14 protein-coding genes, 1 tRNA gene and 2 pseudogenes are annotated in these 16,982 nt (G+C 29.4%); 4 read left to right on the top strand and 13 right to left on the bottom strand.

Going from position 1 to position 16,982, the window contains the following annotated elements; all coding sequences use genetic code 11:
- Positions 1-2 precede the first annotated feature (2 nt).
- The 6 genes from CSPT_RS03485 to CSPT_RS03460 all read right to left on the bottom strand — a co-directional run bounded on the left by CSPT_RS03485 (position 3) and on the right by CSPT_RS03460 (position 3,817).
- Complete coding sequence (locus CSPT_RS03485; RefSeq protein WP_089182323.1) at positions 3-551, bottom strand: adenine phosphoribosyltransferase; 549 nt, start codon at positions 549-551, stop codon at positions 3-5.
- A gap of 10 nt (positions 552-561) precedes the next feature.
- A complete protein-coding gene (locus CSPT_RS03480) occupies positions 562-894 on the bottom strand; it encodes a hypothetical protein (RefSeq protein WP_089182322.1) in 333 nt (110 codons plus the stop codon).
- Positions 895-896: 2 nt separating this feature from the next.
- Entirely contained in the window at positions 897-1,334 is a 438-nt protein-coding gene (rpiB, locus tag CSPT_RS03475; RefSeq protein WP_089182321.1) for a ribose 5-phosphate isomerase B, read from the bottom strand.
- 83 nt (positions 1,335-1,417) lie between these two features.
- Positions 1,418-1,843 (bottom strand): glycine zipper 2TM domain-containing protein, encoded by a 426-nt coding sequence (locus CSPT_RS03470; protein ID WP_089182320.1) that lies wholly within the window; start codon positions 1,841-1,843, stop codon positions 1,418-1,420.
- A 56-nt stretch (positions 1,844-1,899) separates the two neighbouring features.
- Entirely contained in the window at positions 1,900-3,018 is a 1,119-nt protein-coding gene (gene truD / locus CSPT_RS03465; RefSeq protein ID WP_089182319.1) for a tRNA pseudouridine(13) synthase TruD, read from the bottom strand.
- Complete coding sequence (locus tag CSPT_RS03460; protein WP_089183308.1) at positions 2,996-3,817, bottom strand: thiamine-phosphate kinase; 822 nt, start codon at positions 3,815-3,817, stop codon at positions 2,996-2,998. Before CSPT_RS03460 ends, truD begins: the two co-directional genes overlap by 23 nt.
- Positions 3,818-3,910: 93 nt before the next feature.
- Between CSPT_RS03460 and CSPT_RS03455 the strand changes: the two genes are divergently transcribed.
- Positions 3,911-5,008 carry a DUF5644 domain-containing protein gene (locus tag CSPT_RS03455; RefSeq protein ID WP_089182318.1) on the top strand — a complete coding sequence of 366 codons (1,098 nt, stop codon included), beginning with the start codon at positions 3,911-3,913 and terminating at the stop codon, positions 5,006-5,008.
- Between the two features lie 32 nt (positions 5,009-5,040).
- On the opposite strand, the gene hcp is transcribed toward CSPT_RS03455, so the two are convergent.
- The 6 genes and pseudogenes from hcp to CSPT_RS03430 all read right to left on the bottom strand — a co-directional run bounded on the left by hcp (position 5,041) and on the right by CSPT_RS03430 (position 14,758).
- Complete coding sequence (gene hcp, locus CSPT_RS03450) at positions 5,041-6,375, bottom strand: hydroxylamine reductase (RefSeq protein WP_089182317.1); 1,335 nt, start codon at positions 6,373-6,375, stop codon at positions 5,041-5,043.
- Between the two features lie 112 nt (positions 6,376-6,487).
- Positions 6,488-8,296, bottom strand: a complete 1,809-nt coding sequence (locus tag CSPT_RS03445) for a menaquinone biosynthesis decarboxylase (RefSeq protein ID WP_089182316.1) — start codon at positions 8,294-8,296, stop codon at positions 6,488-6,490.
- Between the two features lie 103 nt (positions 8,297-8,399).
- Positions 8,400-8,909 (bottom strand): annotated as a pseudogene (locus CSPT_RS09465) (methyl-accepting chemotaxis protein); the annotation flags it as partial.
- A gap of 354 nt (positions 8,910-9,263) precedes the next feature.
- Positions 9,264-10,256, bottom strand: a pseudogene (locus CSPT_RS09460) (Cache 3/Cache 2 fusion domain-containing protein); the annotation flags it as partial.
- A 161-nt stretch (positions 10,257-10,417) separates the two neighbouring features.
- A complete protein-coding gene (locus CSPT_RS03435) occupies positions 10,418-12,520 on the bottom strand; it encodes a DNA translocase FtsK (protein WP_418229783.1) in 2,103 nt (700 codons plus the stop codon).
- 111 nt (positions 12,521-12,631) lie between these two features.
- A complete protein-coding gene (locus CSPT_RS03430) occupies positions 12,632-14,758 on the bottom strand; it encodes a flagellin N-terminal helical domain-containing protein (protein WP_089182313.1) in 2,127 nt (708 codons plus the stop codon).
- A gap of 128 nt (positions 14,759-14,886) precedes the next feature.
- Between CSPT_RS03430 and CSPT_RS03425 the strand changes: the two genes are divergently transcribed.
- Together CSPT_RS03425 and CSPT_RS03420 are read left to right on the top strand one after the other, a co-directional pair.
- Entirely contained in the window at positions 14,887-15,627 is a 741-nt protein-coding gene (locus tag CSPT_RS03425) for a YaaA family protein (protein WP_089182312.1), read from the top strand.
- A 55-nt stretch (positions 15,628-15,682) separates the two neighbouring features.
- Positions 15,683-15,769 (top strand) — tRNA-Leu (locus CSPT_RS03420).
- Positions 15,770-15,776: 7 nt separating this feature from the next.
- Here CSPT_RS03420 and CSPT_RS03415 read toward each other — a convergent pair.
- Positions 15,777-16,274: a helix-turn-helix domain-containing protein gene (locus CSPT_RS03415; protein ID WP_089182311.1), complete on the bottom strand. Its 498-nt coding sequence runs from the start codon at positions 16,272-16,274 to the stop codon at positions 15,777-15,779.
- A 136-nt stretch (positions 16,275-16,410) separates the two neighbouring features.
- Here CSPT_RS03415 and CSPT_RS03410 point away from each other — a divergent pair, with 136 nt between their 5' ends.
- Positions 16,411-16,977: a YceI family protein gene (locus CSPT_RS03410; protein ID WP_089182310.1), complete on the top strand. Its 567-nt coding sequence runs from the start codon at positions 16,411-16,413 to the stop codon at positions 16,975-16,977.
- The last annotated feature ends 5 nt before the right edge of the window (positions 16,978-16,982 follow it).

Genomic DNA, 16,982 nt, shown 5'->3' with positions numbered 1-16,982 from the left:
ACCTATACCTCTAATACGCTATAAACATTAACCATATTTTTTAAATCCTCGCTTCCGCCCAAATCAAGAAGATCTATCAAAAAGCACGCTTCTATGCAACTTCCGCCAGCTTGTTTTATCAAATCAACAGATGCTTTTGCTGTTCCACCAGTTGCTATAAGATCGTCTATTAGCAATACTCTTGCGTTTTTTATCCCGCCAAAAGCATCAACATGAATTTCTATCTCATCAACACCATACTCCAATGAATACTTTTGAGAGATAGTCATATAGGGAAGTTTTTTAGGTTTTCTGATTGGTACAAAGCCTATTTTAAGTCTTGCACAAAGTGCTGCAGCAAAGATAAAGCCTCTACTTTCTATGCCGGCTATAAAATCAATATTTTTATCATTATATCTACTGCTTAAGTGATCTAACAAAAGATTAAATGCGTCTTTATTGTTTAATAGTGTAGTAATATCTTTAAAAACAACTCCAGGTTTTGGGAAATCCTTAACATCTCTTATACTATCAAGAAGATATTGTTTGCTTTTTTTATCCAGATCTTTCATAAATTTTTCCTTATAATAATGCTTCTATTTTACCTTCTAATTCTCTTATTCTGTGTCTTAATTTGTCATTTTCTATGCGGTATTGAGAATTTCTAGTTCTTAGAGAAACAACATCTGCTTTTACTTTATTTAACTCTTCTGTAAGTATGTCTATATTGCCCAAAGAACGTTGAAGCTGAACCTGAAGTTTTCTTATAAGAAGTTCAGTATCATCGATATTGCTTTTCATAAAATCTTTTATAGAAGATTCTTTTTTAAGAAGTGAACGAAAATAATACGCCTTTACAAAAAGATAAATACAAGCACATATTAAAAAAGTCAAAACAACCCAATTTGTAAACATAATCAAACCTTTAACTTATCTATTCGGCGTTGATGTCTTCCACCTTCAAATTCGGTAGAAAAGAAAGTTTCAACTATATCTTTTATCTCGCCAATGCCTAAAATTCTACCGCCAAAAGCAAGAACATTAGCATCATTATGAAGTCTTGAAAGTTTTGCAGTATAAGTGTCGTGACATAATGCACACCTAATATGATTGTGTCTATTTGCGGCAATTGAAATTCCTATCCCACTACCACAAATCAAAACTCCATAAATTTCACTATCTGTTATTTTTAGACTAAGAAGTTTAGCAAAATCTGGATAATCCACGCTTACATCAGCATTATCACATCCTAAATCAACTACATTATAGCTAAGTTTTAAGAGTAAATTTTTAGTATATTCTTTAGCCTCAAACCCAGCATGATCACTTGCTATAAAAATTTCTTTTATTTTCATTAATACTACCCGATAGATAAAGTTTTTTATTATAGCACTTGTTGTTTTAATGCTTAATTAAGAAAATAAAAATCAGGATAATTTTATCTAACTTCTATTGTTATGCTATTTAGTTTTTTATTTGAAATTTCATAATACTCTTTACCATTATAATATCCGATATTTTTATATCCAGTTAAAACTTCTCTTTGCGTTGCATTATCACAATTATTTTTTGATTTCATATTTCCCTGAACTTTATTTCCGGCATAACCGCCAGCCGTAGCACCTACTATAGTAGCTATTGTTTTTCCTGTTCCACCGCCTATTTGATTGCCTAAAACACCACCAGCTACACCGCCTATTACAGTTCCTAAAATATTATTTTCATCAGAAAAACCGCTCGTATCACAATTTGGGTTAGATGCTTGTTTTTCATAAAGAGGAATTACTTTTGTAACATCAATTTGTATTGTTTTTGCAAAACCTAAAACACAAAAGCATGTTAAAATACAAAATATCTTTTTCATCTTTCATCCTTTAAAATTATATTTGTGGCGATTATACATTTAATTTATAAATATTTTTACAAACAATCATCAAAAATATCCCTATGAAGAATTTCTTCTAAAATAACAGTAGCGTATGAACCTTTTGGCAAATAAAAGCTTAAACTAAATTGCGCCATATCTTCGTTGTATTTATATTCTAAAGTATCAAGATAACTCCAAGCAAATCTTCTTGTTCCGTTAAGTTTATCCATAAATTTAGTAGTCTCATAAAAAATTTCATCTTCTAAGTGTTTTGCCAAACCTTTGGCTTGTATGGTTTTACCTCCAAAAATAAGCCCCATACTCGTTATATCTCTTTTAGCAAATCTTTCAAGCTCATTTTGTAAATCCTCACAAATAAAACATTTACCAAATGGATAATGCCCTAAAACTTCGCCCTCAAAAAGCTTATAAAACTGGGTTTGATTTTTTAAATTTTTAATAACATCTTTATCAAATTTATAAATATCTGCAATCTCTTTTTGGCTAAACTCGGAACAAAATTTTGAAATTTCAACTCTTTTAGACAACCAAGAATTAAAAAGATCGCTTTGATATGCCGAAATCATAAGTTTTGAAATTTTAGGATTTTTTATCTTTTTTTCTCCGCTTAATATCGCCCTGCCCTCGTTTGCATTATCGCCAAATTTACCAAATCTTTGATAACCAAAATAATTTGCAAAACCTATCTTATCAAGAGTAGTAAGTGCATTTGAGAGTTTTTGTGCTTCTATTGGATTTACTTTTTTTAGTTTTATAAAAAAATTATTTCCTTTTAAATGCCCTATTCTAAGCTTGTTGTTATGACAATTTAAACTTAATACTTTCATCTTTTCATGCGAAAAATTTTCTAATGTTTTTTCAAATTTTCTAGGCATTGATATAAACTGAGTTGTCATCCCCTCTTTATCTTTTAATCCGGCATAACCAAAATCTCGCATTTTTACGCCACTTACTTCGCTCAATAAATGCAAAGCATCATAAGTTGTAAGATCTTTTTTTTGAATTTCAACTATGAGATGTTCTCCATCACCGCTCCACTCATAAAGAGGCACTTCTCTAACAACAAAATCGCTTGAATTTTTAGAAAAATATGCATTTATAGGCGAATGATTCAATATATATATCTTATTAAAAATGTTCTGTTTTTCCATATCTTTTATATCTTCCTTTTATAACTTTTGCAAATGGCGTTACTTTTATCCTAGCTTTTTTAGCCTCATTTAAAACTCTATTTAATTTTCTTTTTTCTACACTAAAAAGTATCTCATACTCTTCGCCACTTCTTAATTCAAATTTACTAAGTTTTTTAATAAATTTAAAATTTACACCATTTATATCAGCCAAACGCTCTAAATCTCTACTTAAACCATCGCTTATATCCATAGCTGCATTTATAAATTTACTAGATTTATAAAAAAACTTATCTCTTAAAATAGGCTTAAAAAATCTTGATTTAAAGTTGGGTTTTCCAAGTCTTTGAAGTATTTGTAAGGATTTTAAAGATGATCCAAGCTTACCCGTAAAGCACAAAATATCTCCTATTTTAAGATTTTTTCTCATAGTTGGCTTTGAAATAAGCTCTCCTATCATGGTTACAGATATACTAAGCAAATCACTACTTATCGTATCTCCGCCTATTATCTCTATATTAAATTCCCTACAAGCCTTGTTAAATCCATCATAAAGAGCATTTATATCGTCTTTTTTTATATTTTTGGGAACACTAAGTCCTATTAAAGCATATTTTGGCAAAGCATTCATAACTATGATATCAGAAATATTTACAATCATTGATTTATACGCAATTTCCTTATGACTTAGCCAACCTCTTTTAAAGTGTGAATTTTCGCAAAACAAATCTTTGGCATAAACTAAATTCCCAACAACAGCACAATCATCGCCTATAAATTTACTTTTAAAATGAGATATTATAAATTTTTCTTTATCCATAGTTTGATATTTTATAAAAAAATTATTTAAACATGGCTTCATAAAATCAATTTAAGTTAAATTTGAATAAAATCATATAAAAAAAGGATAAATATGATTGAAGTTTATATGTTTAGATTTGATGCTAAAAAAGATATATTAAGATACTATAAGCCTTATGAATTTAAAGACATATATTTTACTACTTTAAAAGAAATGTTTGAAGAGATAAAAAAACAAGATCCTTACTTTGAATTTGATAATACAACTCATGTAAAAATCTCAAATATCTGTGTAAATATAAACGAAAATATTCAAAACATTATAAGTCATTTTGGAAAAAGCATAACCATAGAACCACTTAGCACTCTTAGAGTTTATAAAGATTTAAAAATAAATGATGATGATTTTATGGCTCATTTTGATAAATTTTCTCCATTTTGCGACAAAGAAGATTTTGAATTTTATAAAAGTTTGCAATGGCTATACTATGCATCTCCATTAAGAGCTTATAAAGATGATTATATAGCAGAAAGTGCATTTGTATTTGTAAATGAAATGATAAAAAAATATCCACAAAAACAAAAAGAGTTTTTAAAAATCATAAACAATTGCGAAAACGGAATTTATCATCACATAGATATATCAAAATATATATTTAACGATGTTTTAAATGTAGAAAATATCATACATACACTAAAACAACGCCTAAAAGAATCATCGTTATATCTCGAAATAAAACCACCACATATTACAAGCTCAAATTTCATACATCAAAATGAAAAGGAGTGTTTATCGACTGAGAAAAAAGATTTTAAACATAAACTTAATGATTTTAATATAGCAGTATACTCGCAAAAAAAAGATGATATCTTTAAATTTACAAAAATGCTAGGTGCAAAAAATATAAACTTTGATATGGATAAATTTCCAGATATATCAAATATATTAAGCTTGGAGCCACAAATGGCTTATAATATAGCAGGGGATATAATGCTTGATGCAATAGATAATGGTGCTGATTTTATGGTAGTAAATGATGAAATTAGTTTTTATCTTTTTGATACTTGCTCTAAAAAACTTCAAGCTCAAACAAACAGAGAATTTGGGAACTTTTATGTATTAAGCTTAAAAGAACTATATGAGATATGTTTTGGCGATAATATACCAAATTCTATAAAAACACACAAATTAAAAGTTTGGCTTATATAAAGTGTGTGGATTTACCACACACAAAAGTAATTTTACTCATTTAGAAATTTCTTTAAATCGGTTTTAGTGTCGCTACTTATTAAAGTTATATTAAATTTTTCAACCAAGAAATTTAAAATTTTATCGTTAAAAAACTCAGGTAAAGATGGACCTATATGGACATTTTTTATACCAAGATATAAAAGTGCCATTAAAATTATCACGGCTTTTTGCTCCATCCACATTAGCACTATTGAAACTGGCAAATCATTTATCTCTATACCAGTTGCCTCGCTTAGTGCAAGTGCTATTTTAACAGCACCATTACTATCATTACATTGTCCTAAGTCAATATATCTTGGAATGTTTGTTCCTTCAATCACACCAAAATCAATATCATTAAAACGGAATTTTCCACAACTTGAAGTTAAAATAATGCAGTCTTTTGGAAGCGATATTGCAAGCTCTCTATAATAATCTCTTCCTTTTCCAGGTGCATCACAACCTGCTATTACAAAAAAGCGGCGAATTTTACCATCTTTTAAAGCTTCTAAAATTTCTCCTGCCATAGGTAATATAGCTTTATAATGTCCGCCTGTTATAACATATTCATCACTATCAAAACCAGTTATTTCAGGAAGCGATAAAGCTTTTTTGATTAAAGGCGAAAAATCATCATTTTGTATATGTGTAACACCATTTGTTCCAGCTATAGAGTATCCAAAAAGCCTATGTGCATATTCACAGTTGCTTCTAAGTGGCACAATACAGTTTGTTGTCATTAAAATAGCACCTTTAAACTCATTAAAAAGTTTAGTTTGATCAAACCATGATTTACCAATATTTCCTTTTAAATGTTTATATTTTCTAAGCTCTGGATATCCGTGTGCCGGGAGCATTTCTGAGTGAGTGTAGATATTTATGCCTTTTCCTGCAGTTTGTTTTAAAAGCTCATTTAGCGCAAAAAGATTGTGTCCGCTAACTAAAATTGCTTTACCGCTAGCTTTGTTTTGAGTAACTTTTACAGGACTTGGGATACCAAAAGTAGTTGTGTGGGCACTACTTAAAATATCCATCACTTTTACACCAGCTTCACCAACTTTTAAAACTTGCGCGATATGCTCATCAAAGTTAAAATTTGAGTTTGTAAGCGTAAAATAAAGTGTATCAGCTATCACATCATCAACTTCTTTTGTACTAAATCCTAGTTCGTTTGCATGGTGGCGATAAGCACTCATACCTTTTAGCCCAAAAATCATCATATCTTGCAAATTTGCTAGTGTACTATCTTTGCCACACGTTCCCGTGCTTTGACCTTTTGAGCCACATCCTCCGGGTGCACTCATCTCACATTGATGACAAAACATCTCTAAATTTTCTTTACTCATCATAATATCCTTTTTAAAAACTTATGATGGTATTTTAGAGTAAATTACTCTTTAATTCCATGATTGATATCAATCATTAAAAAAATCATTCAAATACTATTTTAGGCGTGTTTTACCCAAAAATTTCAAATTTATAAAACAATTCTTTATCATCTTCTATGATATTTTTATTTATTAAATTTTCTATAACATCTTTAGAGCAGTTAGTCTCTTTTGGCCAAGCTCTCTCATAGTTATCGATTTTTGATTTTGAAGTTGCATCTATGCATATTTGCTCACCATCTATAAAAATGTCTCTTAGGGCGTCTATATTGTTTGTAACTCTCCAAACACTCATATAAAGATTTTGGATATTTGCATTTTCATCAAAAAAAATTAAAATTTTAAAATATTCTTTGAGTTTATTTAGCTTTTCAAAGCTTTTTTTAACAACATCAACTTTGTTGTAATTTATAAAACATATAGGATTTTTTGTATCTGTGAAATATTGTTTTAAATTTAAAATATTTTCATCTTCCTTTGCAAACAAAGCAAGAAGGTCATTGTCATTTAAAGTATTTACACCGTTTGGATTTAAATTTATAGTTGCATCAATAGCTAATTTCCCGCCAAAACAAGAGTTTGGACTAGCATGATCAAGTTGGTCGCAAACTCCCTCACTAAATATAAGACTTTTTGAACTTATGCGATTTAAAATATACTTCGCAAGTTCGCCAAAATTTTCTAGCTTTGGTGCTTTTTCATCTACAAAAATTGCGTGTTTTACAAAACTCATCTGTCCAACACCCCAAAATGTATGCATCATCTGTTTAGCGTGAGCTGGATACAAGCAGTTCATTTTAGCAAGTATTAAGTTATGAAAAACTCCATTTTCCGGCATTTTATAATCAATCAGTTCTGGAGCTGTGGTTTTAAAAAGCGGTAAAAATATCCTTTCTGTTGCATAGCCCATATATTTATCTTCCAAAGGTGGCTTACCAACAACAGTAGCGTGAAAAATGGGATCTTCTTTATGAGTTATAGCTCTTACTTCCATAACAGGAAATGGCTCAACTGGCGTATAAAATCCGGTATGATCACCAAATGGTCCTTCTAACTCAAAATTTTCAGTATCTACAAATCCTTCTATAACATAATCAACATCATGTGGGATATAAATATCATTTGTTAAGCTTTTTACTAATTTAGCAGGTGTTTTTCTTATAAAACCATAAAGCAAAAGCTCAAAAATATCTTTTGGAAGCGGGGCTTGTCCGCACCAAATATACAAAGGATCGCCTCCTATTGCAACACTTACTGGCATTTTAACTCCGGCTTTTTTATATTCTTTATAAAAATTTGCACCATCTTTATGAATTTGCCAATGCATTCCAAGTCTATTTTTATCATAAACCTGCAGACGATACATTCCTAAATTTTGAGTTTCTCCATTTAGAGTTTTTGTATAAACTTGACCCATTGTGATAAAATGTCCACCATCAAGTTCCCAAGTTTTGAGTATGGGAAGCGAAAAAAGATCCACTTTACCATCTAAATGTTTTATCTTTTGGCACTCTCCCTCACCTTTTAATCTTTTTGTAAAAACATTTTTTAAGCTTATTAAGTAAGAAAGAAAATGGATTTTCTCCATTAAACCTTGTGGTTTTTTTGGTTTTAAAAGATCACTTATCTCACTAGCAATCTGATCTGGACTTTTACCCAAAATAAGTTCCAAAGCTTCAAAACTGCCAAATATATTTGTAAGAACTGGTGGAAAAATAGTACCGTTTTTATCAACTGGGTTTGTAAATAAAAGTGCTTTTGAATCATCTTTTTTTACTTCTAAGTAACTAATATGGGCTATTTCTCTATCTATATCAACTTTATCTTCTATAACTTTTAAAAGACCGGCTTTTTTGAACTTTTCTATCCAGTATTGCATAAATATACCTTTTTTAGTTTTAGGCACAATTTTAACACATAATCTTTAATTTATTATTATTTAAAAATCTCATATTTGTAAATTTACAAATATGAGAAAAAGACTAAACTTTGAAAGTTGAAAGTTTTGAATCTAAATTTGAGCTTATCTTGTTTAAAGTATCTATTTGACTATTCATATCTTCAACAGCCATATCTGTTTTTGCGTTGTTTTTTACAACTTCATTTAGTTTTAAAATATCGTTATAAATTCCATCGATAGAAAGTTTAAAATTCTTAGCCAACTCATCATTTTCTTTTATTGTAATGTTAAGTTCATTTGAAACATTGTTGATTGTATTTATGATATTTTCCGATTTACTCATAACTCCAGCAAATGATGCGCTATTTTGCTCTATAGTTTTACTTGATTCATTTATGCTTGCTATAACAGCACTTACTTTTTCATTTATATTATCAAGTGAAGCTTGGGTATTTTCAGCTAAATTTCTAACCTCATCGGCAACCACTGCAAATCCTCTTCCTGCTTCACCAGCCCTAGCTGCTTCAATGGCTGCATTTAATGATAATAAATTTGTTTGATCTGCAATATCACTTATGATTTCTAAAACTTGTTTTATCTCATTTGCTTGATTTTTTAGTTCTATAAATTTAGCCGTTGCTTCATTTTCATTTTGAGAAACCAAATTTATATCATTAGAAAACTGCTTCATAAGTGTATTCATATTTGAAACATCTTTGTTTAATTCTAAAAATTTATTTGAAATTTCATTCATAGATTGCGTATTTGCATTCATAGAATCTAAGCTTTGATTTATGTATTTTGAACTCTCGTTTAGTGAATTTGAGTTAAGCTCTACTACGGTTTTTGTTTCATTTGATATATTAGATAAATTCTTACAAATGTCTGAATTTTTTGATGAACTATCTTTTATAGACGCAACAATACCACCAACTTTTTCTATAAAGCCGTTAAATTCACGAGCAACATTTCCTATCTCATCTTTTGATGATATTTTTACCCTCTTAGTTAAATCGCCATCATCACTATTTAGTTCTTTTGCTTGATTATATAATACATTTAGGTTATTTGTTATTACAAATTTACTAAGCAAACTTGTAGCGATAATCAAGATAATAGTAACCACTAAAATAGCTATATAAAATATAAAATTTAACTCATTTACATCAGCTTCAAAGTCGCTAATAGGAGCAAATGCTGTGATATCCCAAGAATATTCATCAAATCTATGTTTAGAAAATATATATCCGTCTTTAGGTTCAAAGCTATTTACTATGTTTTTTATATTGCCATTTGGCATTTTGCGTTCTATGGCGTATTGTCCTGTTTTTGCTACTTTTGAATTTATGAAATGTTTTTTGATAGTTTCTAAGCCATCAGTAAAATCAAATCCTATAAAACTTGCACCGATAATTTTTTTATTTGTATTGTAGATAGGGGAATATCCAACCACATAATTTCTTCCAAAAAGATTGGCTAAACCGAAGTAATCTTCTCCATTCATTAAAGACTTGTAAGCTTGAGTATTTGTGTCTAGTTTAGTTCCATAAACTCGTTCACCATTTTCGTTTTTAAGAGAAGTTGTAACCCTTACGAACCCCCCCCCATTATCGTCTAATACAAAAATTGTAGCAACACTTGATGATGCTTTTGTAAAGTTATCTACTATTTCAAAATTTTCTATAACACTTTTATCATTCATAAGCATATCTGGGACATTTACACCCTTAACATTTAGTGTTAATGATGGATTTAATTCAAATTCTCCCAAAGTAGATTTAAATGAATTAAACATACCCTTAGCTAATGATAGATTATTTTTGTGAAATATATCTAAGATACCTATTGTTTGTTCAAGTGTTGTATCTATGGAATTTTGAAAATCTGCTTTTTTGTTTTCAAATATTATACTTTTATAATACGCCGAAAACGCAAACATACACAACACAACTATACCAGCAATTGCGATATTTAGCTTAACTCCTATTTTCATTTTAACCCTTTAATGATAAAAATTTATAAATTTGGAGTTATAATTTTAACAAAATTAAATTTATATAATATAGATATATTTAAATTAGATTTATTTTTTAAGAATTATCATTTAATAATATCTCTTTGACCTTTTGAATTTGGGGCTGTTAAAACACCCATATTTTCAAGTTGTTCTATGATAGTTGCAGCTCTATTGTAACCTATCCTAAGTCTTCTTTGTATATAACTAATAGAAGTTTTTTCTTCACTAAGAACGATATTTTTTGCTTCTTCATAAAGCTCATCGAGTTCACCATCTACCACACCAGAACCACCGCTTAGTCCAGAAGAATCATCATCACTATCTTTTAGAAATTTATCATCATAAACAACTTCTTGTTGTTCTTTTAAAAACTCAACTACTTTTTCTATCTCTTCTTCACTGGCAAAAGGTGCATGAAGCCTTATAAGTCCAGTGCTTGATGGCGGAGTAAAAAGCATATCGCCCCTACCCAATAAACTCTCAGCTCCCATTTGATCTAGTATAACTTTACTATCTATTTTTTGACCAACTCTATAACTTATACGAGATGGTAAATTTGCTTTTATAAGTCCAGTTACTACATCAACACTTGGTCTTTGTGTTGCAACTATGAGATGAATTCCACTTGCTCTTGCCATTTGTGCAAGTCTGCCTATATAAAACTCTACATCTTTTCCACTTGTCATCATCAAATCCGCAAGCTCGTCTATGATAACCACTATATAAGGAAAAATTTCTCCGCCTGTTTTTTTAATCTTGTCATTATAATTTTCTATATTTTTGGTTCTTGTATGGCTCATGATTTTATACCTACGTTCCATCTCATTTACCAAATTTGATAAAGCTGTGATAGCCTGTTTTGCTTGAGTTATTACAGGTGTTAAAAGATGTGGTATGTCATTGTAGATAGAAAATTCAAGCATCTTTGGATCTATCATTATAAGGCGTAAAGTTTTTGGGCTATTTCTATACAGCAAACTAAGAAGCATAGCATTTATACCAACACTTTTTCCACTTCCAGTTGTTCCAGCTATAAGAAGATGTGGTAATTTTTTAAGATCTGTTACAAAAGGATCTCCAACTATATCTTTACCAAGTGCTATAGTAAGAGGGCTAGAAGCATCTTTAAATATATCACTTTGTAAAATTTCTTTAAGATATATAGTTTGTATGTTATCATTTGGAATTTCTATACCAACTACATCTTTACCAGGAATTGGAGCTTGTATGCGAATAGTTTTAGCTTTAAGTGCCATTGCCAAATCATCTTGAAGCGTTAAAATTTTGCTAACTTTTATATGTGCTGCTGGTTTAAATTCAAATGTCGTAACAACAGGTCCACTATAAGTTCTAACGACATCTCCGTCTATCTTAAATCTTTTTAATTTATCTAAAAGATCAGAAATTTTACTATCGATTTCAGCTTCATTGATGCTTTGTGTTTTTTTAGGAGGATCTTTTAAAAAACTAAGCGGAGGCAAAGAGAAATCATTTGGTTTTTCCACATTACCTTTTTCAAGCTCATCAAGAAGTTTTTTATTTTCAGCTACTTCATTTACAAGTTCTACATTTTTTATAGTTTTTGAAGTTTTTTTCTCTTCTTTTTGAGATAAATCTTTTTCTGTTTGCTCCTCTTCTTTTAAACTGCTTTCATCTAAAATTTCACTAGTGTCATCTACACAAACAAACTCATCATCGCTTTTAACTTCATTTACAATCTCGCATTCTTTATTATTATTTTGCTTTATATGTGGCTGTTTTAATTTTGTTTTGTTATCTTGTTTTAAGCCTTTTACAGGCTCTATAAAAGCATTTTTAAATATCACTACTATATTTTCTTCAAAAATAAGCACAAGCGAAATGATAAATATCATTATATTAAATACCACACCGCCTATTGTTCCAACAAAATCCCTAAGTCCAAGCATAGAGTAATAGCCTATCACACCAACTTTATATGGATCTTTTATAAAATTTCCTTGAAAAAGCAAAAATGAGAAAAATAGCAACAAAATACCTATAATAAGTTCAAAAAATCTAAGATTAAATCCTTTGAAATTTTTACGAAAATATATAGCAAGAACTATAAGTAAAAACGGATATATATAACAAATTAGCCCAAAAAGTTTGTAGTTGTATTTGCCGATGATATTGCCAAATATCCCAACAAATGAAGAATCAGGCAATATCGTAGCTACGCCAAAAAATATCAAAAAACAAACTACAAAAGTTAATACACTCTCTCTTAAAATAATCAATCCTTTTTTAATAAAAGATGGATTATAACAAATTTTTCATTACATATAATTTAACAAACTAAGTTGTTGTATCTTTGCACTTGCTTGAAGCATTGCTTGATAAGAAAGTATATGTTGTGTCATTTTCATATATGTTTCAGCATAATCAGCACCTATTAGCTCATTTTTTATATCAGAAACATTTACTTTCATAAATTGAGCTCTAGTTTGAGTTGCTTCAAGTGAGTTTGTCATAGAACCCAGTTTTGTTTGACTTTTTATAACATGATCGCTTATATGATCTATCCTTTTTAAAGCTCCTTGAATTCCAGCATTTCTAGGATCATCACTATTAGTATCTGATCTATAATAACCAAATCTAACAGCCTTTATCATCTCATCTAAATCATTAAATATATCATTACTTGGCTCATCTATCGTAATTGCATTATTTGCTGAAAATGTAAAATTTGGACCCCTCGTAGTTGTCCCAACTGCTGTAAAGTTTCCACCATTTGGGTCATACAAACTTAATTTTATTTTACTTGTAGCATCTGTCATATCTTTTATATCAATTCTACCCTTATAATCCATACTAACCTCAACGCTACCTTTTGTATTATCTATAGCTTTATTGTATTCATCAAATGTAGCCCCATCAGCTGGTATATTATCACTTACAGCCATTGCTATAATGTCGTTTAGTTGTTTAAATGTTACTTCTTCTACTGGAGTTTGCATTCCTTGCAAATCTCCAAAATTTTTTGGTAATTTGTTATTTTTCCACTCTCCGTGATAAATAGGAGTTGTACTATCGATTCCATCTCCTTTAAAATTTACCTTTGCATTATCTTTATCTGTAAAATCAAGTGTTATGGTATATTCTTTACCAGATTTTGAACTAACTTTCATTTCTAACTTTGAACCAACCATCTCTCCTGCTGCAACTTCACTAAGTTTGGTTGTATCTTTTGCAAAACTACTATCTGAGTTTAAAGTTTGAGATATAGTTCCAGTAACATGGCTCCCGTTATTTTGAAATCTAACTTTATCGTAATCAAAAGCATTTGTTTTAGCCCCAGTGCTATCTGTATAATTACTGGTTATAAACTCCGTTATTAAAAGATGATTTTTAGGATCGTTTTTTAACTGTTCTAATTCTTCTAATGTGTTTGCATTACCGGCTATTCCGCTAGTTCCTGCCGGTATAACATTTACATCATCACTTTGCTGAGTAGCTGCTACCATATAAAAATCAATCGCTTGGTTTCCCTTTTTCAAATCAACAATATTTATCTGACCATCTTTATTTAAATAAACATCTACTACTTTGTTATTTTTAGTATTACCAAACTCTTCGCCTATCTTATCCATCAAATCTTGCATACTAGCATCTGAAGTCATTTCAAATTTTGCATTAAAACTCTCATTGTTTGGCTTTACACCTTGAAGATAAAAAACAGTATTTTGATATTTATTTTTATCTGTAAAATCCATGACAGTTTCTAGCTTCCTATCTACTTTATAATCTTTTCCAATCAAATGCATTATTTTACTGTCTGCTGTTAAATGTTTTATATTTTCATCGTCGCTTTTATCAGTAAGTTTAATGTTTGTTGTGATATGTTTAGAATAATCACTATCTGTTCCATAAAAGATAGTTTCTCCTGGTATATTGTAAGCTAGGGTTGTATGAGAGCCAACAACTGCTTTTACCTCTTCATTATTTCCCATATATGCGTTATTTTGACCAATTGGTTTTGTTGTTACACTTGAACCTGAAAATAGATACTGACCATTTATTGATGTATTTGCTATATCAACAAGGAAATTTTTGATACCTTGAAGCTCATCTGCTAAAGCACCGAGCGAAGTGGAAGAATGTGATTCGTTTCCAGCTTGTATAAGTTTTACTTTAAAATTTTCTAGCTGTTTTACAAATTCCTGAAGAGCTTTATCTGAATTTTTTGAGTAATGAATGGCCTTTTTTGCTGCCTCAGAAACTTGATCTATAGTTGAAATTTCATAATCAAGTCTAACGCCATCAACATAAACACTACTATCATCGTATGAATTTTGTATCTCTAAACCACTTGTTAATTTAGCGTTAAATTTATTTATCGCACTAGCGCTATTTTGATAGTTTCTTAGCACTTCTGTATTTGTTAATTGATTTGTAATTCTCATATTTCATCCTTGTAAATACAACTTAATATAAGTTAAGCAATTTTAGTTCCAAAATATTTTCACTATTTTTTATATCGACATAAATTTTAAAAAATTTATTTTGATATAATAACTTCAAAGGACAAGCCATGATAAAAATTCTGTTTTCGCCAAGCGAAACCAAAACGACACTATCTAAACAAAAATTTATAAGCAAAAAGTCTTTTATATTTGAAGAACTTTTTGATAAGAGAAAATTTGTCATAGACAAATATAGCGAATTTATAAATACTGCTAGTGATGAAAAATTATCAAAAATGTTTGGTTTAAAAAAACTTGATGATATAAATCAGTTAAAAAATGACATCTATAAACAAGGTGTCATAAAAGCGGTTTTAAGATATAGTGGTGTTGCTTACGACGCATTAAGATACAAAAATTTAGATAAAAAATGCCAAAAATATATAGATGATAATGTCTTTGTTTTTTCAAATTTATTTGGATTTATAAGACTAGGAGATGAGATACCAAACTATAAAATAAAACAAGGCGAAAAGATAGGAGATTTTAGAGTTGAAAAATTTTACAATGAAGAATTTTCACCATCAATAGATAAATTTTTAGAAAATAGCGAAATAATAGACCTTAGAGCTAGTTTTTATGAAAATTTTTATACTATAAAACAACCTTATATTACATTTAAATTTATAAAAAATGGCAAAGTTGTAAGCCATTTTGCAAAGCATTATAGAGGAGAAACTCTAAGGCAAATTGCTATAGCAAATTTACAAAATCTAAATGAGCTAGGTAAGATAAATTTCCAAAACCTACAACTAATAGATATCAAAAAAATTAAACACAAAGAAGAATATCTGTTTGAAATTTTATAAATTTAAACAAACTTTTATATCTTTTAAAGTAAAATCATAATTTACTTTTTAAAAAGCCCGAGTGGTGAAACTGGTAGACGCGCTAGACTCAAAATCTAGTAAGGGCAACCTTGTGTCGGTTCAAGTCCGACCTCGGGCACCATTTTAATTTAGATTAGTTCAGACAAGCAATTTTCAAGCTTAAACATAACATCATCATTAAATTCGCTAAAAGAAAATACATCCTTGCAAAAACAATCATTTCCATCGCTTGGATTACAATACTCTTTTAAAGCATTCATATACCCTGCTCTTATACATACTTGATTATTTTCAAGCATTCTTGCAGCACCAAATATAAACGCACCCATATCACAAGAAATTTTCAAATTAGCTTTTCTAGCACTTCTTATCCATGATAAAAAAATATCATCATATCTTAAAGACATAGCACCAATACCACTAGGAACGGCAACTATATCATATCCATCAAGAGACTCAGAGTGGATATCTGGCAATATTTTTAATCCAAACTCGTCTATTATCTCATATTTTAAAGCACAACAATCAACACTCAAAGAAGCTATATCTGTTCTCTTAAAAAACTCATAAATTTGAGAAAAAGAGAGTAAACTCATCTTATCATACATGATAATTGCTACTTTCATAAAAATCCTTTTTTATATGCATTCTATATAAATTTATTTGAATTTGTAATAAAATTATAGATTATTGATATAAAAATTAATTTTTGTTTATAATAATTATATATGATTAATAAAATTTATTAATAAAGGATAAAAAATGAAAAAAATGCTCCTAGCTTTTATTACAACAGCTTTCTTTGCAAGCTCTGCATTATTTGCTGCTCAATACAGCCTAGATAATGCACACACATCTGTTGGTTTTAAAATCAAACATATGCAAATTTCAAATGTAAAAGGCGATTTTACTGATTTTAATGCGTTAATTGATTTTGATGAATCAAAAAAACAACCACTTAAAATGGATGCAGTTATAAAAATAACATCTATAGACACAGGTACACAAAAAAGAGATGATCATTTAAGAAGTGCTGAATACTTTGATGCTAACAAATTTCCTGATATGAAATTTGTTATGAAAGAATTTATAGCAGATGGAAGCGACGAGGGAAAAATAAAAGGCGATTTGACTATAAAAAATATAACAAAACCTGTAACTTTGGACTATGAGTTTGGCGGTATCACAAAAGATTCAAATGGTAAAAACAAAATAGGCTTTTCTTTAGAAGGCAAGATAGATAGAACAGAATTTGGAGTTGGCGAAAAATCAGTAATGCTTGGCGATGAAGTAAAAATTCAAGTAGAAGTAGAAGCTGTAGAAAAATAACTTAA

The organism is Campylobacter sputorum subsp. sputorum, from assembly GCF_008245005.1.
Lineage (GTDB): Bacteria > Campylobacterota > Campylobacteria > Campylobacterales > Campylobacteraceae > Campylobacter_F > Campylobacter_F sputorum.
Note: the sequence above shows the minus strand (reverse complement) of the source record. Positions and strands in the feature narration are given on the sequence as shown.